The sequence below is a fragment of the Gordonia desulfuricans NBRC 100010 genome (assembly GCF_001485495.1).
In the GTDB taxonomy this organism is placed as follows: domain Bacteria; phylum Actinomycetota; class Actinomycetes; order Mycobacteriales; family Mycobacteriaceae; genus Gordonia; species Gordonia desulfuricans.
The window spans coordinates 1-21,195 of record NZ_BCNF01000005.1 but is presented as its reverse complement, the minus strand read 5'-3'; the positions used below and the strand labels follow the sequence as shown (position 1 = coordinate 21,195).

Below are 21,195 nucleotides of genomic sequence, written 5' to 3'. Positions count from 1 at the left end.
GAGATGTTGCGACGATGGACGCGGGCCGGCTGGCGTGCGGTGTCGGCGGAGTTGCGGGACACCCCGCTGGCCCGGCATCCGGGCGTTCGGGCCTACCTACGATCGCCGCTGAACTGGTTCTTCCTGGTCTTCGCCACGGTCCTGTTCATCGTGTCGTGGGGGACCATGTCGATGACGCACGCGGTGCCCGGCTACGTGATGCCGGTGACGGCCGCGCTGGCGTCGGTGCCGCTGGCCTTCGCGTGGGCGGCACCGTTGCCGGCGTGGACGGTGTCGGCGGTGTCGGCGTTGGTGATCGGGGTGGTGACCTCCACCGCCAACGGATGGCCGTGGCAGATCCAGGTCACCCACATCATCGCGTTCCTGATCCTGACGTTCATGGCGTTCCTCCGGTGCCCGCTGCGGCTGCTGCTGCCGTGGTGGGTGTGCTCGGTGGCGGTGATGGTGCTGTCGGCGCCGGCCGAGGCGCGGTTCGGGTGGGCATTCGGTCTGACCGCCCTCGCGGTGGTCACCGGGCTGTTGCGCGGACTGTTGTTCTCCCGCCGTCAGCTCGCCGTGCAGACCGCGGAGACGCGGGTCGCCGAGTCCACCGCCGCGGTGCTGGCCGAACGCACGCGGATCGCCCGGGACCTGCACGACGTCGTCGCCCACCGCATGTCGATGGTGGTGGTGATGGCCCAGACCGCCCGCTACCGTCTGCCCGACGTCTCCGTGGCCGCCGCCGAGGAATTCGATGCCATCGCCGACGCGGCGCGGACCTCCCTGGACGAGGTGCGGCAACTCCTCGGTGTGCTCCGGGTGGAGGGATCGGCGGTGGCTTCGGCCCCCAATCCCGGCCTGGGCGAGATCGATTCGCTGATCAGCCAGACCCGCCGCGCGGGCGCGCAGGTCGCCTTCACCGATGGACTCGACCATGCCGTCTTCGGTGAGGCGTCGGCGCTGGTGATCTATCGGATCGTGCAGGAATCCCTGGCGAACGCCACCCGGCACGCTCCCGGTGGTGCGATCACCGTGGAACTCGCCGCCGACAACCGTACGAACGCAGGCGATCCCGCCGCACAGGTGATGGTGTACAACGCGGCGGGCACCGAACCGCCGTTGGGACTCGGCGGTGCCGGGGTGGGAGTGCCCGGGATGATCGATCGGGCCGGTGCGGTGGGCGGCACCGTGACCGCCGCACCCGCCGGCGACGGCGGATTCGTGGTGCGCGCGTGGATTCCGTCCGGGGGTGGACGCGGCGCCGTCACGGCGACCGGATCGGATGCCGGGGGACCGGGTGCGATCCCGTCGGGTGCGGAGGCCGCCGCGGTCGCCGACGACGCCCGGTAACGTGGCACCGTGCCGATCACGCTCGTCGTCGTCGATGACCAGGCCATGGTCCGACAGGGATTCTCCGCGCTGTTGGCCGCACAACCCGACATCTCGGTTCTCGGCGATGCCGCCGACGGTGTCGAGGCCGTCGACCTGTGTCGTCGGGTCCGCCCCGATGTGGTCCTGATGGATGTCCGGATGCCCCGCAAGGACGGACTGTGGGCGGCCGAACAGATCCTCGGTTCGGTGCCGGCGGCTGCCGCTGCCGCCCCCGCCGACGGTGCGCAGGGGCGGACCAAGGTGCTGATGCTCACCACCTTCGACATCGACGACTACGTCTACGAGGCGCTGCGGATCGGGGCGTCGGGCTTCCTGCTCAAGGACGCGCCCGCCGACGAACTCGTCCGTGCGGTGCGGGTGGTCGCGGCGGGGGAGGCGCTGCTCGCGCCGTCCATCACCCGGCGGCTGATCCAGGAGGTCACCGACCGCAGATCGCGTCCGGTCCGGTCCTCCGATGCCGCTGCACATCTCACCCCTCGGGAACGCGAGGTGCTCGGACTGGTCGCCGACGGCAAGTCGAATCAGGAGATCGCCGCGGAGCTGTTCGTCGCCGAACAGACGGTGAAGACCCACGTCAGCAGCATGCTCGGGAAGCTCGCTCTGCGTGATCGCGCGCAGGCCGTCGTCTTCGCCTACGAGAACGGGTTGAAGTGACACCGCACGTGTCCGGGATGACATGCCCGGCACGAGTGGCACATCACCACTAGATTGAATCCCGACCCGTGTCGGTCACTCGGTGATGGTGGATTTCGACGGTGGCAGGAGGCGTTCGACGGTATGGCGAAGCGATTCGGGATTCTGACGGCCGGGGGTGACTGCCCGGGGCTGAACGCGGTGATCCGCGGAGCGGTCCTCAAGGGGGAGACGGTCTACGGCCAGGAGTTCGTCGGTTTCCGCGACGGCTGGTACGGACTGGTCTACGGCGACATCATCGATCTCGACCGCTCGGTGGTCCGTGGTCTGTCCAACCAGGGTGGAACCATCTTGGGCACCAGTCGATTCGGCCCGTACTCCGAGCCCGACGGCGGCCCGGAGAACATCAAGAAGGTACTCAAGAACCTCGGCATCGACGGCGTGATCGCGATCGGCGGAGAGGGCACCGCGGCGGCGTCGAAGCGGCTCCTCGAGGACGGCATCCCGATCGTCGGGGTACCCAAGACCATCGACAACGACATCAACGCCACCGACTACACCTTCGGTTTCAACACCGCCGTCGAGATCGCCACCGAGGCGATCGACCGGCTGCGCACCACCGGCAACTCGCACAAGCGGTGCATGGTGCTCGAGGTGATGGGCCGTCACGCCGGATGGATCGCCCTGCACTCGGGGATCGCCGGTGGCGCACACGCCATCCTCATCCCGGAGCAGCCGGAGAGCATCAACCAGATCTGCGCCTGGGTCACCAGCGTCAAGAACCGCGGCCGGGCACCGATGGTGGTGGTGGCCGAGGGTTTCAAGCTGCCCGAGATGGCGGAGGCGCACTCCACCAAGGGACTCGACGGGTTCAACCGTCCGAGGCTCGGCGGGATCGCCGAGGTGCTCGCCCCGATGATCGAGGAACGGACGGGTATCGAGGCGCGGGCCACCGTACTCGGTCACATCCAGCGCGGTGGTGTGCCGACCGCCTTCGACCGGGTGCTCGCGACCCGGCTCGGGATGGCCACGGCTGACCTCGTCGCCGACAAGAAGTGGGGACACATGGTGGCGCTGCGCGGCACCGACATCGTGCGCACCACCTTCGACGAGGCGCTCGCCGATCCCAAGCAGGTGCCGCTCGACCAGTACCAGGAGATCCGGGTCATCTTCGGGTGATCCCCGCGGTCCGATGACCGGATCACGCCTCGCGCGGGATCACCAGCCACAGCACCAGGTACAGCAGGACCTGCGGGCCGGGAAGCAGGATCGACGCCACGAACAGGGCGCGGACCAGACTCGCATCCCAGCCGTAGCGGGCGGCGATGCCGCCGCACACCCCGCCGAGCCAGGCGTCGGTACGCGATCGGGTCAGCCGGCGGGCGGGGGCCGAAGTGGCCTGGTAGGAGGTGCTCATCGTGGGGGTCCTCTCGGTTGGCCGTCCCGGTGCGGGCCGGCGTGATCAGGTCGTCTCCGACGCTACGAGCGCCGTCGGCCGGGGGCATCGGGGTTCACCCGGGGATTCGACCTGAACTCCGGCTCGGGGTCGCCGGGATGTCCCCGTGCGGTGGGTGCGGGGTGCTCGGCATAAACTGGAGCGCATGACTGCCGCTGCCGCCGAGTTGATGGACTACGACCAGGTCATCGCCGAATTCGATCCGGTGATGGGACTCGAGGTCCACGTCGAACTGGGTACGGCCACCAAGATGTTCTGTGGCTGCCCGACCGCCTTCGGCGCCGATCCCAACACCCAGGTGTGCCCGGTGTGTATCGGTCTGCCGGGTTCGCTGCCCGTCGTCAACCAGAAGGCCATCGAGTACGCCATCCGGATCGGTCTGGCGCTCAACTGCTCGATCCGCCCGTCGAGTGTCTTCGCCCGGAAGAACTACTTCTACCCGGATCAGCCGAAGAACTACCAGATCTCGCAGTACGACGAGCCGATCGCCTTCGACGGCTACCTCGATGTGCAGCTGACCGACGGCACCACCTGGCGTGTCGACATCGAGCGTGCGCACATGGAGGAGGACACCGGAAAGTCGCTGCACATCGGTGGCAGCGGACGTATCCAGGGTGCCGACCACTCGCTGCTCGACTACAACCGTGCCGGGGTGCCACTGGTCGAGATCGTCACCAAGCCGATCGTCGGCGCCGGTGAACGTGCCCCCGAGGTGGCTCGCGCCTATGTGACCGCTCTGCGCGATCTGCTCAAGGCCCTCGAGGTCTCCGACGTCCGGATGGATCAGGGTTCGCTGCGCTGCGATGCCAACCTGTCGCTGATGGCCAAGGATGCCACCGAGTTCGGTACGCGGACCGAGACCAAGAACGTGAACTCGCTGAAGAGCGTCGAGATCGCGGTGACCTACGAGATGCGCCGTCAGGCCGCGGTGCTCACCGCCGGCGGTGAGATCGTCCAGGAGACCCGTCACTTCCACGAGACCGACGGCACCACCTCGGCCGGCCGCCGCAAGGAGACCGCCGAGGACTACCGGTACTTCCCCGAGCCCGACCTGCCGCCGGTGCAGCCGTCGGAGGAGTGGATCGCCGAGCTCGGCACCACCCTGCCGGAGCTGCCGTGGGTGCGCCGTGCACGCATCCAGGAGGAATGGGGCGTATCCGACGAGGTCATGCGCGACCTGGTCAACGTCGGCGCCGTCGACCTGATCATCGCGACCGTCGACGCCGGTGCGTCACCGGAGGCCGCCCGCGGCTGGTGGGTGTCGTTCCTGGCGCAGCAGGCCAACAGCCGCGGCGTCGAGCTCGCCGACCTGCCGATCTCCCCGGCACAGGTGGCCACCGTCATCGGCCTCGTCGACGAGGGCAAGCTCACCACCAAGCTGGCCCAGCAGGTCGCGACCGCCGTGCTCGACGGCGAGGGTGAGCCCGAGCAGATCGTCGCCGACCGCGGTCTCGAGGTGGTCCGTGACGACTCGGCCCTGCAGAAGGCCATCGACGAGGCGCTCGCCAACAATCCCGACATCGTCGAGAAGATTCGCGGCGGCAAGGTCAAGGCCGCCGGAAAGATCGTCGGCGACGTCATGAAAGCCACTCGCGGACAAGCCGATCCGGCTCGCGTCCAGGAGCTCGTCCTGGCCGCCTGCCAATAGGCATCCACCGACGACGTGCCGCGGCGCCCACATCGATGTGGGCGCCGTTGGTGTTTCCCGACACTCACCGACCGGGAGACGCCGTCACCGACAGACCCTGACAGCGCCTGACCCGAGATCGCCGGCCGGGTGGACAGTCCACGCGGCCGGCGGTGTCCGACCAGCTCGTGGATTCGCATCGACCCGACGACCGGCACAGGAGGAGTTCGATGACGGCAGCGGCATCCGACCGACGGGATCTGTTGGCGGGGTGGGAGAAACATGTCGAGTGGCCGCTGGCGGGAATCGCGTCGCTGTTCCTGGTCGCGTACTCGATCCAGGTGCTCGGCCATCCGCATCGCGTGGTCGCGGTCGCGCTGAACGTCGTCGTGATCGTGTCGTGGGTGGTGTTCGGCATCGACTATCTCGTTCGGTTGATGCTCGCGCCGCAGCGCGGACGGTGGTTCTTCCGGCACCTGCCGGATCTGGCGATCGTGGTGCTCCCGGTGCTGCGGCCGCTGCGTCTGGTGAGTCTGGTGATCCTGGTGGGTACGCTGCAGAAGGCGATCGGCGGGGCCATCCGCGGCAAGGTCATCGTCTACACGGTCGCCAGTGCGGTGTTGCTCATCTACGTCGCGTCGCTGGCGGTGTACGAATCGGAGCGCTCGCACGCCGACGCCGTCATCACCAGCTTCGGTGACGCCGTGTGGTGGGCGTTCGTCACCGTCACCACCGTCGGCTACGGCGACTTCGCCCCGGTGTCGGTGACCGGCCGGGTGGTGGCGGTGCTGCTGATGATCGGCGGGATCAGCCTCATCGGTGTGGTCACCGCGACACTCGCATCCTGGATCGTCCAGCGTGTGGCCGAGGAGGACGACGCCAACCGCGCGGCGACCGCGGCCGAGATCCAGGAACTGCGTGCCGAGATCCGTTCGCTGCGCGTCGCACTCACCGGCCCCCAAGCGATGGACCCCGAAGCTATGGATGCCGCAGCGGTGGACCCCGAAGCGATGGATGCCGAGGCTGTGGATGCCGCAGCGATGGATGCCCGACTGTCCGACACCGAACCGGTGCTGGACTCGTCGGAGCCGAAGGAACCCGCGGGCTGAGCGAGGACGGTGACGCATCCCGATCCGGCCACGTCGCGATCGGGTGCCCGGTCAACGGAATCGGGGGCCCGGTGAACGCGATCGGGTGCCCGGTGAACGCGATCGGGCGCCCAGTGAACGGAATCGGGTGCCCGGTCAACGGGATCGGGGCCCGGTCAACGAGGTCGGGCGCACGGTCAACGCGATCGGGGGCACGGTCAACGAGATCGGGTGCCCGGTGAACGGGCGGGGTGCGCGCCCAGACCTCAGGTACGGTCCTCCGACGGCGGCGGTGCGATGAAGCGGATCACGCGGTCGTCGGTGCTCACCGGTTTGCCGTAGGCCCGGTTGACCGTCGCGAACTGGATCAGCCCGTTGCTCAGCGCTGTCATCCGGCCGAGGGCCCCGTACCGCTTGTCCAGCACCACCGCCGGCGGATTGATGGTCGGCTTGTCGCGGGTGGGTTCGTTGATCGCGAGGATCTGCTGGGTCCGTGTGGTGGAGACGAAGATCTGTCCGCCGGTGGCCGCACAGCCGGCGATCTGTGGGCGATCCGGCCACGTCCAGAGCACCTTGGTGCCGGACTCCTCGACGGCCTGGATGCGATCCTCGGTGGGCCCCTGATCGGAGACGTACAGCGCGCCGGTCGAGCTCGGACACAGCGCCACATTCGTCCCCAGCCCGGACGCGAGGACCTTGGGCCGGGCGTTCGACCCCGACGACAGGTCGCTCACCACGAGCAGCTTGCCGGCCAGCGACGTCGGGTCGGCGGCGGCTGCGGGATCACCGGCGTTGCCGGTGGCGACGACGAGCTCGGTGGGCGAGACGAACATCAACGCACCCATGTTGCCGGTGGCGCCCTTGGGGATTCCGGTCAGGATCGGCTTGGGCGCATCACCCGGGGCGATCCGCACCACCCGATTGTCCGAGCCGGTGGTGATCAGCGCATAGATGAGCTGATCCTGGTCGTAGGTGGGGGAGTAGGCGAAGTCGATCAACCCGCCGTCGCCGGTGGCGTCCACCGGAAATGTGGTCACCACCCGTTGCGGCCCATAGCGTTTGGTGGTGATGATCTTGCCGGTGGTGCGTTCGGCGACGATCGTGCTCTCGCCCTGGTCGTCGCCCGCCCGCACCCCACCGGTCGAGGCGAGGCAGGTCGCGATGACCGCGGGGTCGGGATCGACGCACGGCCCCGGTGGTGGCGGTTCCTGTGACTCGGTGCCCCCGGGCCGGCTCTGTGGGGGCTGGCTCTGCGGCACGGCGATCGACTCGTCGTTGGCACTGAACTGTCCGGCGGCCCGATCCTGATCCTGCTGAGAGAAATCACAGCCCGCGGTGAATGCCAGTGCCACCACCATCACACCTGCGGCCAGCGCGCGGACCCCGGACGTGGATGACCCACGTCGGGAAGCTGTCCGGCCCCGCGGCCCATGGTGCTGCCGCCCCAATCGCATGCCCACCACAGTAGGCGATCGGCGGCGGTGGCCCGCGCGCCGATCCGTGGCATGCCGGCCCCGGCATCTAGAGTCGGCGGTGTGAGTGAACGCGACCAGTCCGGTGGCGGCCGGGAGGACTTCCGGCCGCCGAGCCCCTACGACGAGCCGACCGAGGCGTTCTCCGTGCAGCCGCGACCGGCCGGTGATCGCGACAGTTTCTACGACCGTCACCACGTGTCGCGGGTCGATCACCTCGACGACCTCGATCCCGACGAGGTGGCCACCCACCAGTTCGACCTGCCGCCCGCCGGACGGCCCCGCAACCCCGCTCCGCTGCCGCCGGTCACCGACGTCGGCGAGGCGCCGACGGTCCCGACTCCGGCGCAGACGCCCCCGGTCACCCGGCGAACCCCGTCGGCCCCGGTCACCCAGGTCCCCCCGGCCGCGGCGCCGGCCGATCAGGCGACCCCGATCCCGTCGGTCGAGGAGACCTTCCCGGAGCTGGCCGAGTCCCGTCGACGACCGGTGCCCGACGAGACGACGACCGACCGACCGGCCGGTGACCATCCGACCGACGACCATGCCGTCGAGTCGCATCCGACGATGGAACTGACCGCGGGCGACCCCGAGTACGTCGAGGGTGCCGAGGCGACGTCGTTGCTCGCCGCGCCGCTCGCCGACGCCGGGGACCGTCCCGACCATCTCGACGGCACCGGGCAGCCCGGCAACGCCCCGGCCGTCACCGCGGAACGCCGCGGCACCCTCGACGCGGGTCTGCTGATTCTTCGACTGGTCATCGGCTGGATGGCCATCGGTCACGGCCTGCAGAAACTGTTCGGCTGGTGGCAGGGATGGGGCCTCGACGGCTTCCAGGACCTGTTCACCGACAAGGCCAACCCGGCGAATGCCGATCTCACCAGGGCGGTCGCGATCGCGGGGGCGGTGTCGGAGACCGCGGGCGGCGCGCTGCTGATCCTCGGTCTACTCACCCCGATCGGGGCGGGCCTGGTGCTGTGGATGACGGTGTTCGTCTCCATCATCGACGTGGCGATGTATCGCACGATCGCGTTGTTCGGGCCGCTCATGCCCCTTCATCAATACGACCTCGTGCTCATCGGCGCCACCGCGGCCCTGGTCCTGACCGGCCCCGGCGCCTACTCCCTGGACCGATCCCGCAAGTGGGCCCGACGCCCCTACATCGGGTCGGTCGCGGTGTTGATCATCGCCATCGCCGTGGGGATCGCGGCGTGGATCCTGTGCAATGGCAGCAACCCTCTCGAGCCGCCGAAACTCGGCGGCTGAGGCGCACCCCTCACGGGACGCCTCAGCCGGCGAGTGTCCGGTCGCCGGCCGGTCTCAGTCGACCGAGCGCACGGCACCCTTGTCGGCGGAGGTGGCGAGCTTGGCGTAGGCGCGCAGAGCGGTGGTGACGGGACGGTGCCGGTCCTTCGGGGCCCACGGACGCTCGGAGGCCTCCATCTTGGCGCGCCGCTCGGCGAGGACCTCGTCGTCGACGAGCACGTCGAGGCGGCGGGTCTTGACGTCGATCAGGATGTGGTCGCCGTCCTCGATCAGACCGATCACGCCGCCGGCCGCGGCCTCGGGCGAGATGTGGCCGACCGAGAGTCCCGACGACCCGCCGGAGAACCGGCCGTCGGTGATCAGGCCGCACTTCTTGCCCATGCCCGTGCCCTTCATGAAGGCGGTGGGATGCAGCATCTCCTGCATACCGGGACCACCGGACGGGCCCTCGTAGCGGACCACCAGCACCTCACCTGCCTGCAGGGTCTTCGACAGGATGACGTGGACGGCGTCCTCCTGGCTCTCGACCACGCGGGCCGGACCCTCGAAGTGCCACAGGTCCTCGCTGATACCGGCGGTCTTGAGGACCGCGCCGTCCTCGGCGAGGTTGCCCCGCAGCACGCACAGGCCACCTTCGACGGTGTAGGCGTGCTCGATGTCGCGGATGCATCCGCCCTCGGCGTCGGTGTCGAGTGAACTCCAGCGGTTGGCGGTGGAGAACGGGGTGGTGGTGCGCACGCCACCGGGGGCGGCGTGGAACAGCTCCACCGCGGCGTCGGTCGCCTTGCCGCCGCGGATGTCCCAGTCGTCCAGGCCCGCACCCAGGGTGGTGGAGTGGACGGTCGAGGCGGTGTCGTCGATCAGACCGCCGCGGCGCAGTTCGCCCAGGATCGCGGGGATTCCACCGGCCCGGTGGACGTCCTCCATGTGGTAGTCGGAGTTGGGCGACACCTTGGACAGGCAGGGCACCTGACGGCTGATCTGGTCGATCACCGTCAGATCGAAGTCGGCGACCTCACCCTCCTGTGCGGCGGCCAGGATGTGCAGCACCGTGTTGGTGGAGCCGCCCATCGCGACGTCGAGCGCCATCGCATTGCGGAAAGCGGTGGGGGTGGCGATGTTTCGCGGCAGCACCGAGGCATCGTCGTCGCGGTACCAGCGGTTGGCGGCCTCCACCACGACCCGGCCGGCGCGCTCGAACAGCGCGTGGCGTGCCTCGTGGGTGGCCAGGGTCGAACCGTTGCCCGGCAGGGCCAGGCCGAGGGCCTCGGTGAGGCAGTTCATCGAGTTCGCGGTGAACATGCCCGAACAGGAACCACACGTCGGGCACGCCGACCGTTCGACCTCGCTCAGTCCGTCGTCGTCGACGTCGGAGTTGGCCGAGGCGGAGATGGTGGTGATCAGGTCGGTGGGGGCGTGGGCGACACCGTCGACGACGACGGCCTTACCGGCCTCCATCGGACCACCGGAGACGAACACGGTGGGGATGTTCAGGCGCATCGCGGCATTGAGCATGCCGGGAGTGATCTTGTCGCAGTTGGAGATACACACCAGCGCGTCGGCGGTGTGGGCATTGACCATGTACTCGACCGAGTCGGCGATGATCTCGCGGCTCGGCAGCGAGTAGAGCATGCCGCTGTGGCCCATCGCGATGCCGTCGTCGACGGCGATGGTGTGGAACTCGCGCGGCACGCCACCGGCCGCCCGCACGGCGTCGGCGACGATCTCGCCCACGTCCTTGAGATGCACGTGACCCGGAACGAACTGGGTGTAGGAGTTCGCGATGGCGACGATCGGTTTGCCGAAATCGTCGTCGGTCATACCGGTGGCACGCCACAGGGAGCGGGCTCCGGCCGCCTCGCGGCCGACGGTGGTGGTGCGGGACCTCAGGGCTGGCATGGACTTCCTCGATCAGACAGGGTGCTGACGCACGATTGCGCGGTGGGCTGCTGACCGTCCACGTTACTCCCCGCTCACCTGGGCCAACAAAAACTTCGGCCCACGTCAAGGGTCACGAAACGGTCGTACCCACCGATCGAGGTCAACGTCGCGCACCCGGTCGGAGATTCCCCGCCCCCGGATTCCCGGTCCGCCGATCTGCGCTGTGGACGCCGGTGGTCAGATGCCCAGCACGGCCTTGGCGATCATGAAGTAGATGATCAGGCCGGTCGCGTCGCAGAAGGTCGAGATGAACGGGGTGGAGAACACCGCCGGATCGACCCGGATCGACTTCGCGATCAGCGGCATCATGCCGCCGACCGTCGCCGCCATCGTGCAGATCGACAGGATGGTCAGGCCGATCACCGTGCCGATCTCCAGCTCATAGGCCAGGCCGGCGACGGCGAAGCCGACGATGCCGAGGACCGTGCCGAGGGTCAGACCCACCCGGACCTCCTTGCCGGCCACCCGCAGCACGTCGCGGGGTGCGGCCTCGCCGGTGGCCAGTGCACGGGTCACCGTGGTGGCCGCCTGCGACCCGGTGTTGCCGCCGATCCCGGTCAGCAGCGGGATGAACAGCGCCAGCGCCACCTTCTGCTCGAGGGTGCCCTCGAAGATCTCGAGCACGTTGACGGTCAGGATGGCCGACACGGCCAGCACGAACAGCCACACGATGCGGGCGCGGGTGATCGACAGGACCGATGCCAGCAGGTAGGGCTCGCGCAGCGGCTCGCTCGCACCGGCACGCGCCTCGTCGGTGTCGCGGGCCTGCTCGACCACCTCGGCGGCGTCGTCGATGGTGAGCATCCCGACCAGCCGGCGTTCCCGGTCGGTGACCGGCATGGCCAGGACCGCGCGGTCGATACAGCGCTGGGCGGTGAGCTCGGCGTCGTCGTCGGCGTAGGCGGCGATCGGCTTGTGCATCATCGCCGACAAGGGGGTGTCGGGATCGCTGAGCAGGAGATCACGAAGGCTGACCACACCCCGCAGGACGCGGCCCTCACCGATCACCGGGACCGTGTAGATGGTCTCGACCTCGTGGCCGCGTTCCTTGACCCGTTCGAGGGCCGCCGCGGCGGTGTCGTCGACGTAGGCGTGCACCACCTCCGGGCTCATCCGGCGGCCCACCGAGCCACGCGCGAAGCCGAGGACGACACCGGTCATCTCCCGTTCGTCCGGGGTCAGCTGCTGGACCAGGGCCTTGGCGACGGCGGCCGGGAGTTCGTCGAGGAGTTCGGCGCGGTCGTCGGGATCGAGATGATCGAAGGCCTCGGCGACGTCGGCGGTGCCGAGATCGGCGATCAGGTCGACCTGCGATACGGCGGTCAGGTCGTCGAACACCTCGACCGCGGTGGGTTTGGGCAGCAGGCGGAATGCGACGCCGCGACGCTTGCGGGGGAGACGGTCGAGGATGCCGGCCACTTCACCGTGGTGCAGTGTGGCGAGGAGGTCGCCGGCCTCGGTGAGGGCGCCGCCGTCGATCAGGGCGCCGATCTCGTCGGGGTTCACGATCTGCTGGGTCACGGATGAACCCTATCGTCCCCGCGGCGGCACCAGGGTTCGAGCTCACCGGCGAAACCACAGGTCAGTGTGCGTTCACCTGGGTGTCACCGGGTAGCCATCCCGGCGTCGCCCGCGAGCCGTCGGGAGGTCAGCGTGCGGCGTCGGCCGACGCGTACGGATCCGGGATGCGGCCCCGGCTCGCCGCCGACAGGCGCGGCAGGTCCTGGAAGGTGATGGTCGGCAGCTTCACCCGGGTGTCGTCGGCGAGAACCGCACGCACCGGACCCCACTTGGTGAACTGCAGGCCCTCGATCTCGGGCCAGCTGACGTCGCGGGCGGAGAAGGTACTGACCGCACGCAGTCCGTCCTCGGTGACCACGGTCCGGATCCGGGCGATCCACAGCGCCAGGAACACCGGCAGGATCAACGTCCAGCCGAGCCAGGGGAGACTCGCCCCGGCCAGGACGAGGGCCACCAGGAAGGCCATCGGGACCGCGAAGTAGGCGAGCTTGCTCAGGCGGAAGGTCTGGGGCAGCTCGGGCACCTCCGGATCGGCGCCGGAAGCTGCCGGCGTGGACTCGGAACCGGAAGATGCAGCAGAAGACACAGACCCATTGTGGCATCCGCACCGCCTCAGGTCTGCGGGCCTCTCCCCGGTCGCCCCGACGACCAGTGTCTTCCCAGGATGTGGGACCATCGGGGGCGGAGTTTGACTCTGTACTATCTGCACCCCTACCGTGAACGACGTGATGCACAACGAGCTTCTCGTAGTAATCGGCCGGCGCGTCGTCGCCTGACCGGTCACCTCGTAGACCCAAGCCAGCATCGACGCGCCACCCTCGAACAGCCTCGCTGTCGGGGGTTTTTTGTTGCCACCGATCAAGCCCCACCCACCAGTCAAGACCACGAACACGAAGGACCGTGCAGTGAGCGCACCAACAGCACGTACGGACACCAGCGGAGCCGGCTCGTCCGTCCCCGCCGCGCGTCAGGAATCGCCAGCGGCAGGGAACCTCCGCGCCGTACGGCAGAACACCGTCGCCCCCGAGCGTGTCTCGGGTGCCCAGTCGGTGGTCCGGTCGCTCGAGGAACTCGGTGTCGACGTCGTCTTCGGTATCCCCGGTGGGGCGGTCCTGCCGGTCTACGATCCGCTGCTCGACTCGCAGAAGGTCCGGCACGTCCTGGTCCGGCACGAGCAGGGCGCCGGGCACGCTGCCACCGGCTACGCACAGGTCGCCGGCCGTGCAGGCGTCATGATGGCCACCTCCGGCCCGGGTGCCACCAACCTGGTCACCCCGCTCGCCGACGCCCAGATGGACTCGGTCCCGGTGGTCGCCATCACCGGCCAGGTCGGTCGCGCGCTGATCGGTACCGACGCCTTCCAGGAGGCCGACATCTCCGGCATCACCATGCCGGTGACCAAGCACAACTTCCTGGTCAGCAATGCCGCCGAGATCCCGCAGGTCATCGCCGAGGCCTTCCACATCGCCGAGAGCGGCCGCCCCGGCGCCGTCCTCGTCGACATCCCGAAGGACATCCTGCAGAGCCAGACCACCTTCTCGTGGCCGCCGCAGATCGACCTGCCGGGCTACCGTCCGGTCACCAAGCCGCACGGCAAGCAGGTCCGCGAGGCCGCACGTCTGATCAATGCCGCCAAGAACCCGGTGCTCTACGTCGGCGGCGGCGTGATCAAGGCCAACGCCTCCGAAGAACTGCTCGAGCTCGCCGAGCTGACCGGCATCCCCGTCGTCACCACACTGATGGCGCGTGGCGCATTCCCGGACTCGCACAACCTGCACCTGGGTATGCCGGGTATGCACGGCACCGTCGCCGCGGTCGCCGCACTGCAGCGCAGCGATCTGCTGATCACCCTGGGTGCCCGGTTCGACGACCGCGTCACCGGACAGCTGTCGTCGTTCGCGCCGGACGCCAAGGTCATCCACGCCGACATCGACCCGGCCGAGATCGGCAAGAACCGTCACGCCGACGTCCCGATCGTCGGTGACTGCCAGGCCGTGATCATCGACCTGATCGAGACCCTGCGCAACGAGCGGGCCACCACCGACACCGCGCCGGATCTCACCGAGTGGTGGGCCTACCTCGACGGCATCCGTCGCACCTACCCGCTGAGCTACGACCGTCCGGCCGACGGTTCGATGTCGCCGGAGTTCGTCATCTCGCAGATCGGCCGGCTCGCGGGACCCGACGCGGTGTACTGCGCCGGCGTCGGCCAGCACCAGATGTGGGCCGCGCAGTTCATCTCCTACGAGAAGCCGCGCAGCTGGCTCAACTCCGGTGGTCTGGGCACCATGGGCTACGCCGTCCCGGCGGCGATGGGCGCCAAGATGGCCGCACCCGAGAAGGAGGTGTGGGCGATCGACGGTGACGGCTGCTTCCAGATGACCAACCAGGAGCTGGCCACCTGTGCGATCGAGGGCATCCCGATCAAGGTCGCCCTGATCAACAACGGCAACCTGGGCATGGTCCGCCAGTGGCAGACGCTGTTCTACGAGGAGCGCTACTCCAACACCGATCTGGCGACGCACTCGATGCGCATCCCGGATTTCGTGAAGCTCGCCGAGGCCCTCGGCTGTGCCGCCTTCCGTGTGGAGAACGAGGCCGACGTCGACGAGGTGATCGCCAAGGCCCGCGAGATCAACGACCGCCCGGTCGTGATCGACTTCATCGTCGGGGCCGACGCACAGGTCTGGCCGATGGTCGCCGCCGGAACCGGCAACGACCAGATCATGGCCGCCCGTGACATCCGTCCGCTGTTCGACGACGACGCGTCGGCCGCCGATCCGTCGGCGATCCACGAGATCGTCAACCAGGAAACCAATCTCGGCCAGGAGGGTGAGAGCAAGTGAGTACCCATACGCTGAGCGTGCTCGTGGAGGACCGCCCGGGCGTCCTGGCACGCGTCTCGTCGCTGTTCTCGCGCCGCGGCTTCAACATCGAATCGCTGGCCGTCGGTCCGACCGAGATCAAGGGCATCTCGCGGATGACGATCATGGTCTCGGTGGAGGACTTCCCGCTCGAGCAGGTCACCAAGCAGCTGAACAAGCTGATCAACGTGATCAAGATCGTCGAGCAGGATCCGTCGAGTTCGGTCTCGCGCGAGCTCCTGATGGTCAAGGTGCGCGCCGACTCGTCGGTCCGTACCGAGGTCATCGAGGTGGTGAACCTGTTCCGCGCCAAGGTGATCGACGTGTCACCGGAGTCGCTGACCATCGAGGCGACCGGCACCGGCGAGAAGCTCGAGGCGCTGCTGCGGATGCTCGATCCGTACGGCATCCGCGAGATCGCCCAATCCGGGGCGGTCACCCTCGGACGAGGACCCAAGAGCATGTCGGCCAACCGCTGACCTACCGCAAGTAACATCGGGCCCCTCGCGTCGAGAACCGAATCGCCTGGGGCACACCACAATAGTGAAGGGAAGCCAACTGTGGCGATTGAACTGTTCTATGACGACGACGCGGATCTGTCGATCATCCAGGGCCGCAAGGTCGCGGTGATCGGATACGGCAGCCAGGGCCACGCCCACTCGCTGTCGCTGCGTGACTCCGGAGTGGACGTCGCGATCGGTCTGCGTGAGGGCAGCAAGTCGCGCGAGAAGGCCGCCGAGCAGGGCCTGAAGGTGATGAGCAACGCCGAGGCCGCCGCCTGGGCCGACGTCATCATGCTGCTGGCCCCCGACACCAGCCAGGCCCAGATCTTCACCGAGGACATCGAGCCCAACCTGAAGGACGGCGACGCCCTGTTCTTCGGTCACGGCCTGAACATCCACTTCGGCCTGATCAAGCCCCCGGCCAACGTCACCATCGGCATGGTCGCCCCGAAGGGACCGGGCCACCTGGTCCGCCGCCAGTTCGTCGACGGCAAGGGCGTGCCCTGCCTGATCGCCATCGAGCAGGACCCGAAGGGTGAGGGCCAGGCCCTCGCGCTGAGCTACGCCTCCGCCATCGGTGGTGGCCGCGCCGGAATCATCAAGACCACCTTCAAGGAAGAGACCGAGACCGACCTCTTCGGCGAGCAGGCCGTGCTCTGCGGTGGCACCGAGGAACTGGTCAAGACCGGTTTCGAGGTCATGGTCGAGGCCGGCTACGCCCCGGAGATGGCCTACTTCGAGGTGCTGCACGAGCTCAAGCTGATCGTCGACCTCATGTACGAGGGTGGCATTGCCCGCATGAACTACTCGGTCTCCGACACCGCCGAGTTCGGTGGCTACCTGTCGGGCCCGCGCGTCATCGACGCCGACACCAAGGAGCGCATGCGCGCCATCCTGAAGGACATCCAGGACGGCACCTTCGTCAAGCGCCTCGTCGCCAACGTCGAGGGCGGCAACAAGGAGCTCGAGGGCCTGCGCGCGAAGAACGCCGAGCACCCCATCGAGGTGACCGGCAAGAAGCTGCGTGACCTGATGAGCTGGGTCGACCGCCCGATCACCGAGACCGCCTGAGTCATCGGCTGATCTGCACCACAGAGCCCACGGGCCCCGCATCTTCCGGACACCGGAGTGCGGGGCCCGTGGGCTCTCTGCTGTCGGACGGTCTCTGCTGTCGGACGGTCTCTGTGGTCTGGGCCGACGCCGGTGCGGACCGATCCGGGGGGCGGGGGGTGGACCGGACGGTGCCGGGGGTCAAGGGGACCCGGGTCACGGGCGCCGCGTGTCGTGCTCGGTCGCGGGTCCGCCCGGGGCGAGCCCCGTCGACCGTATCCGACGACGTGCATCCCCGAACCGGACCCGGAAACGTGAAAACAACTGCGCCCCTTCCCTGATCGGGAAGGGGCGCAGCCCTGGAGAAATGCTCTGTCGATCGGACCCGGTGGATCAGATCGGGGTGAAACCCTTGTACTTGGTGGTCTTCACGTAGTTGAGCACCGGTCCGATGTTGGTTCCGGTCTCCGGTCCGATGCAGCCGAGGAAGTAGTAGGCGTTGACCATGCCGACCAGGCGGTCACCGACCACGACGGGGCTACCCGAATCGCCCTCGATCACGCAGATCTGGGAGAAGTGGACATCACCGTCGGAGAACCATGCGATACCGCAGGTGTTGCCGGTGGTGCGGCCCGTCTTGCACGCGATGGTCGGGAAACCGATCGGACGGGTGTCGATGGAACGGATGGTGACACCGTTGACCGAGCGCTGCGGCACCACCCGGCTCTTGTCGAACTGGATGATCGCGACGTCGTCCTTGGCATTGGAGTACGTGATCACACCGGCCTGGCCACGATCGGAGTACGTCTCCGACAGCACCACCTGGCCGGGCTTTCCACAATGGCCCGCGGTGATACCGATCAGCTCACCGGTCTTGGCATGCCCGATGGTGGTCAGTGTGCACGCCGACGCGGAGTTGCCGCCCTTGAGGACCAGGATTCCCGATCCTCCGCCGAGGTAGATCTTCGCCGGTGCCGCCGTTGCGATACCCGGTGCCCCCCAACCTGCCAGTACGGTCGCTGCCAGGACAGCCAACAGTACTGTCAGCTTCTTCTTCATTCACACTCCACTCTCGACTAACCCGACCTCGTCCTCACCCGACGTCCGACGCGCCGCTCAACACGCGGGTACGACGTCCGGTAGTCAACCGTACCGGCGCCACGGGCCGTGCCGTCCCCACCGGGACAACCGCGTCCGCATTGCAACCGATCCGTGATGGCGTCCGGGTAACGACGATCACAATGTACTCCCCACGGACCGCAGGAGGTCCCGGGTTTGGACGACCGGTGACCAAGGTCCTGGTCACGCCCTCTAAGCTGTCTGCTGGATGCTTTTAGGGCATCGCACCCGACCTCGCAACCGATTCTGGAGAACAACTGTGACCACAGCAGGCCTGCCGGTCGTCCTCATCGCCGACAAACTGGCCCCGTCCACCGTGGAAGCCCTCGGTGACGGTGTCGAGGTGCGCTGGGTGGACGGCCCCGACCGTCCCAAGCTCCTCGAGGCCGTCGTCGACGCCGATGCGCTCCTGGTCCGTTCCGCCACCACTGTCGACGCCGACGTGCTCGACGCCGGCAAGAAGCTCAAGATCATCGCCCGTGCAGGCGTCGGCCTCGACAACGTCGACGTGCCGGCCGCCACCGCGCGTGGCGTCATGGTGGTCAACGCTCCGACGTCGAACATCCACACCGCCGCCGAGCACGCGATCAGCCTGCTGCTGTCGACCGCGCGCCAGATCCCGGCCGCCGACGCCACGCTGCGCGAGCACGCCTGGAAGCGTTCGTCGTTCAACGGCGTGGAGATCTTCGACAAGACCGTCGGCGTGGTCGGCCTCGGCCGCATCGGTCAGCTGGTCGCCGCGCGTCTCGCCGCTTTCGAGACCCACATCATCGCCTACGACCCCTACGTGTCGCCGGCCCGCGCCGCCCAGCTGGGCATCGAGCTGGTCTCCCTCGACGAACTGCTCGAGCGCGCCGACTTCATCACCGTGCACCTGCCCAAGACCCCGGAGACCCTGGGTCTGATCGGTGCCGAGCAGCTCGCCCGCACCAAGAAGGGCGTCATCATCGTCAACGCCGCCCGTGGTGGTCTGGTCGACGAGCAGGCGCTGGCCGACGCGATCAACTCCGGTCAGGTCCGCGGCGCCGGCCTCGACGTGTACGCCTCCGAGCCGTGCACCGACTCGCCGCTGTTCGAGCTGCCGCAGGTTGTGGTGACCCCGCACCTCGGTGCATCCACCAGCGAGGCCCAGGATCGTGCCGGCACCGACGTCGCCAAGAGCGTGCGTCTGGCGCTGGCCGGCCACTTCGTCCCCGACGCGGTGAACATCACCGGCGGCAAGGTCGACGAAGAGGTCGCCCCGTGGCTGGAGATGGCCCGCAAGCTCGGTGTGCTGATCGGTGCGATCAGCACCGAACTGCCGTCGTCGATCGTCGTCGACGTGCGCGGTGAGCTGGCCTCCAGCGACGTCTCGGTGCTGGGACTGTCGGCGCTGCGCGGTCTGTTCCAGGCCGTGCTCGACGACCCGATCACCTTCGTCAACGCCCCCGCCGTGGCCGAGGCCCGTGGCGTGACCAGCGAGGTCACCACCGCCACTGAGAGCCCCAACCACCGCAGCGTCGTCGACGTCAAGGCCGTGTTCGCCGACGGGTCGGTGCACAACGTGTCCGGCTCGATCACCGAGCCACGCCTGGTGGAGAAGATCGTCAACATCAACGGCCGCAACTTCGACCTGCGTGCCGAGGGCCTCAACCTGCTGGTCAGCTACACCGATCAGCCGGGCTCGCTGGGCAAGATCGGCACCCTGCTGGGCGATGCCGGCATCGACATCCTGGCCGCCGCGCTGTCGCAGGACGCCGAGGGAACCGGTGCCACCGTCATCCTGCGCGTCAGCCGCAAGGTCGACGACTCCGTCGTCGACGCCATCAGTGGCGCCGTGGGTGCCACCCTGATCGAGCAGGTGGACCTGTCATGAAACTCGCCGTGATCGCCGGTGACGGCATCGGACCCGAGGTCATCGCCGAGGCACTCGAGGTGCTGCGCACCGTCGTGCCCGACGTCGAGACCACCGAGTACGACCTGGGTGCACGCCGCTACCACCGCAACGGTGAGCTGCTCACCGACGCAGACCTGGACTCGCTCCGAGAGCACGACGCGATCCTGCTCGGCGCCATCGGCGACCCGTCGGTGCCGTCCGGCGTGCTCGAGCGCGGTCTGCTGCTCAAGATGCGGTTCGCACTCGACCACCACGTCAACCTGCGTCCGTCGCGTCGTCTGCCGGGAGTGACCTCGCCGCTGGCCGGTGACCCCGACATCGACTTCGTGGTGGTCCGCGAGGGCACCGAGGGGCCCTACACCGGCAACGGTGGCGCCATCCGCGTCGGCACCCCCAACGAGGTGGCGACCGAGGTCAGCCTCAACACCCGCTTCGGTGTGGAGCGTGTGGTCCGCAACGCTTTCGAGCGGGCGACCCGACGCCGCAAGCACCTCACGCTGGTCCACAAGACCAACGTGCTCTCCTTCGCCGGTTCGCTGTGGAGCCGTGCGGTGGACGAGATCGGCAAGGAGTACCCGGACGTCACCACCGACTACTGCCACGTGGACGCGGCGACCATCTACCTGGTCACCGATCCGGGCCGCTTCGACGTGATCGTCACCGACAACCTGTTCGGCGACATCATCACCGACATCGCCGCCGCGGTGTCCGGTGGTATCGGGCTGGCGGCGTCGGGCAACATCGACGCCACCGGGACCAACCCGTCGATGTTCGAGCCGGTGCACGGCAGCGCCCCCGACATCGCAGGCCAGGGCAAGGCCGATCCGACCGCCGCGATCCTGTCGGCGGCCCTGCTGCTCGAGCAGCTCGGTGAAGCCGACGCCGCCCGCCGCGTGGAGAAGGCCGTCGCCGACGACCTGCTCGAACGCAACGGACAGACGCTGTCGACGTCGGAGATCGGAAAGCGAATCCGCGAGCGCCTGTAGCGCAACGTTTCTCGACTGATGTGAACGAAGGCCGGTCCCCACTCGGGGCCGGCCTTCGGTCGTCTGCTGTGTTTGTCTGCGCTGTGTTTGTCTGCGCCGACTTCGTCGTCGCGGGCCGCTCGCCTTACCGCGCGTCTTCCCTCCTCATCACCTCGGTCGCAAGCTCCCTCGCTCTTCGTCAGTCCAGACACGCGACGGCGCGCGGCCGTGGGGTGTGGTTCTTGCTGGTTGAGCCGGTGAGGAGCGTAGCGGCGAGGCGTGTCGAAACCTCCGGCGGCTGATGTCGGGTGGTGGGCACCTCGGTGGTGGGTGCGTTCCGGGGTGACGTGGCTGAGGTTTCGACGACGCGTGTCGAAATCTCCGTAGGCCGATGTTGGGTGGTGAGTACCTCGGAGGTGGGTGCGTTCTGGCGTGATGTTGCT

Annotated in this window: 17 protein-coding genes; 11 read left to right on the top strand and 6 right to left on the bottom strand. The window is 68.4% G+C overall.

Annotation, left to right across the window (positions count from 1 at the left end; genetic code table 11):
* The first annotated feature begins 3 nt into the window (after positions 1–3).
* From GD1_RS00865 to GD1_RS00855, 3 genes are all read left to right on the top strand, one after another.
* Complete coding sequence (locus GD1_RS00865) at positions 4–1,329, top strand: sensor histidine kinase (RefSeq protein ID WP_083533769.1); 1,326 nt, start codon at positions 4–6, stop codon at positions 1,327–1,329.
* Positions 1,330–1,338: 9 nt separating this feature from the next.
* Positions 1,339–2,025, top strand: a complete 687-nt coding sequence (locus tag GD1_RS00860; RefSeq protein WP_020791603.1) for a LuxR C-terminal-related transcriptional regulator — start codon at positions 1,339–1,341, stop codon at positions 2,023–2,025.
* Positions 2,026–2,148: 123 nt separating this feature from the next.
* Positions 2,149–3,183, top strand: a complete 1,035-nt coding sequence (locus tag GD1_RS00855; RefSeq protein ID WP_053778338.1) for a 6-phosphofructokinase — start codon at positions 2,149–2,151, stop codon at positions 3,181–3,183.
* Between the two features lie 22 nt (positions 3,184–3,205).
* Here the strand turns inward: GD1_RS00855 and GD1_RS00850 are convergent, their stop codons facing one another.
* Positions 3,206–3,421, bottom strand: a complete 216-nt coding sequence (locus GD1_RS00850) for a PspC domain-containing protein (protein ID WP_053778346.1) — start codon at positions 3,419–3,421, stop codon at positions 3,206–3,208.
* Between the two features lie 184 nt (positions 3,422–3,605).
* Here GD1_RS00850 and gatB point away from each other — a divergent pair, with 184 nt between their 5' ends.
* Positions 3,606–5,108 carry an Asp-tRNA(Asn)/Glu-tRNA(Gln) amidotransferase subunit GatB gene (gene gatB, locus GD1_RS00845; protein WP_059035054.1) on the top strand — a complete coding sequence of 501 codons (1,503 nt, stop codon included), beginning with the start codon at positions 3,606–3,608 and terminating at the stop codon, positions 5,106–5,108.
* Positions 5,109–5,317: 209 nt separating this feature from the next.
* A complete protein-coding gene (locus GD1_RS00840; RefSeq protein WP_083533768.1) occupies positions 5,318–6,196 on the top strand; it encodes a potassium channel family protein in 879 nt (292 codons plus the stop codon).
* A 245-nt stretch (positions 6,197–6,441) separates the two neighbouring features.
* Here the strand turns inward: GD1_RS00840 and GD1_RS00835 are convergent, their stop codons facing one another.
* Complete coding sequence (locus GD1_RS00835) at positions 6,442–7,533, bottom strand: PQQ-dependent sugar dehydrogenase (protein ID WP_059035070.1); 1,092 nt, start codon at positions 7,531–7,533, stop codon at positions 6,442–6,444.
* A gap of 177 nt (positions 7,534–7,710) precedes the next feature.
* Here GD1_RS00835 and GD1_RS00830 point away from each other — a divergent pair, with 177 nt between their 5' ends.
* Positions 7,711–8,913: a DoxX family protein gene (locus GD1_RS00830; protein ID WP_059035052.1), complete on the top strand. Its 1,203-nt coding sequence runs from the start codon at positions 7,711–7,713 to the stop codon at positions 8,911–8,913.
* Positions 8,914–8,967: 54 nt separating this feature from the next.
* Here the strand turns inward: GD1_RS00830 and ilvD are convergent, their stop codons facing one another.
* From ilvD to GD1_RS00815, 3 genes are all read right to left on the bottom strand, one after another.
* Complete coding sequence (gene ilvD, locus GD1_RS00825) at positions 8,968–10,812, bottom strand: dihydroxy-acid dehydratase (RefSeq protein ID WP_020790636.1); 1,845 nt, start codon at positions 10,810–10,812, stop codon at positions 8,968–8,970.
* Positions 10,813–11,031: 219 nt separating this feature from the next.
* Positions 11,032–12,375 (bottom strand): magnesium transporter, encoded by a 1,344-nt coding sequence (mgtE, locus tag GD1_RS00820; RefSeq protein ID WP_059035050.1) that lies wholly within the window; start codon positions 12,373–12,375, stop codon positions 11,032–11,034.
* Positions 12,376–12,502: 127 nt separating this feature from the next.
* Positions 12,503–12,961, bottom strand: a complete 459-nt coding sequence (locus tag GD1_RS00815; protein ID WP_244882442.1) for a PH domain-containing protein — start codon at positions 12,959–12,961, stop codon at positions 12,503–12,505.
* 319 nt (positions 12,962–13,280) lie between these two features.
* Between GD1_RS00815 and GD1_RS00810 the strand changes: the two genes are divergently transcribed.
* The 3 genes from GD1_RS00810 to ilvC all read left to right on the top strand — a co-directional run bounded on the left by GD1_RS00810 (position 13,281) and on the right by ilvC (position 16,813).
* Positions 13,281–15,221 carry an acetolactate synthase large subunit gene (locus tag GD1_RS00810; RefSeq protein WP_059035048.1) on the top strand — a complete coding sequence of 647 codons (1,941 nt, stop codon included), beginning with the start codon at positions 13,281–13,283 and terminating at the stop codon, positions 15,219–15,221.
* Positions 15,218–15,718: an acetolactate synthase small subunit gene (gene ilvN / locus GD1_RS00805; RefSeq protein WP_053778332.1), complete on the top strand. Its 501-nt coding sequence runs from the start codon at positions 15,218–15,220 to the stop codon at positions 15,716–15,718. The genes GD1_RS00810 and ilvN overlap by 4 nt, the downstream gene beginning before the upstream one ends.
* A gap of 81 nt (positions 15,719–15,799) precedes the next feature.
* Positions 15,800–16,813: a ketol-acid reductoisomerase gene (gene ilvC / locus GD1_RS00800; protein WP_020790640.1), complete on the top strand. Its 1,014-nt coding sequence runs from the start codon at positions 15,800–15,802 to the stop codon at positions 16,811–16,813.
* Positions 16,814–17,185: 372 nt separating this feature from the next.
* Here the strand turns inward: ilvC and GD1_RS00795 are convergent, their stop codons facing one another.
* The gene (locus GD1_RS00795; RefSeq protein ID WP_059035046.1) at positions 17,186–17,851 is read right to left on the bottom strand and encodes a chymotrypsin family serine protease; all 666 of its coding nucleotides are present in this window, start codon (positions 17,849–17,851) and stop codon (positions 17,186–17,188) included.
* 319 nt (positions 17,852–18,170) lie between these two features.
* Here GD1_RS00795 and serA point away from each other — a divergent pair, with 319 nt between their 5' ends.
* Together serA and GD1_RS00785 are read left to right on the top strand one after the other, a co-directional pair.
* Positions 18,171–19,766: a phosphoglycerate dehydrogenase gene (gene serA, locus GD1_RS00790; RefSeq protein WP_059035043.1), complete on the top strand. Its 1,596-nt coding sequence runs from the start codon at positions 18,171–18,173 to the stop codon at positions 19,764–19,766.
* Positions 19,763–20,773 (top strand): 3-isopropylmalate dehydrogenase, encoded by a 1,011-nt coding sequence (locus tag GD1_RS00785; RefSeq protein ID WP_059035041.1) that lies wholly within the window; start codon positions 19,763–19,765, stop codon positions 20,771–20,773. The genes serA and GD1_RS00785 overlap by 4 nt, the downstream gene beginning before the upstream one ends.
* Positions 20,774–21,195 lie beyond the last annotated feature (422 nt).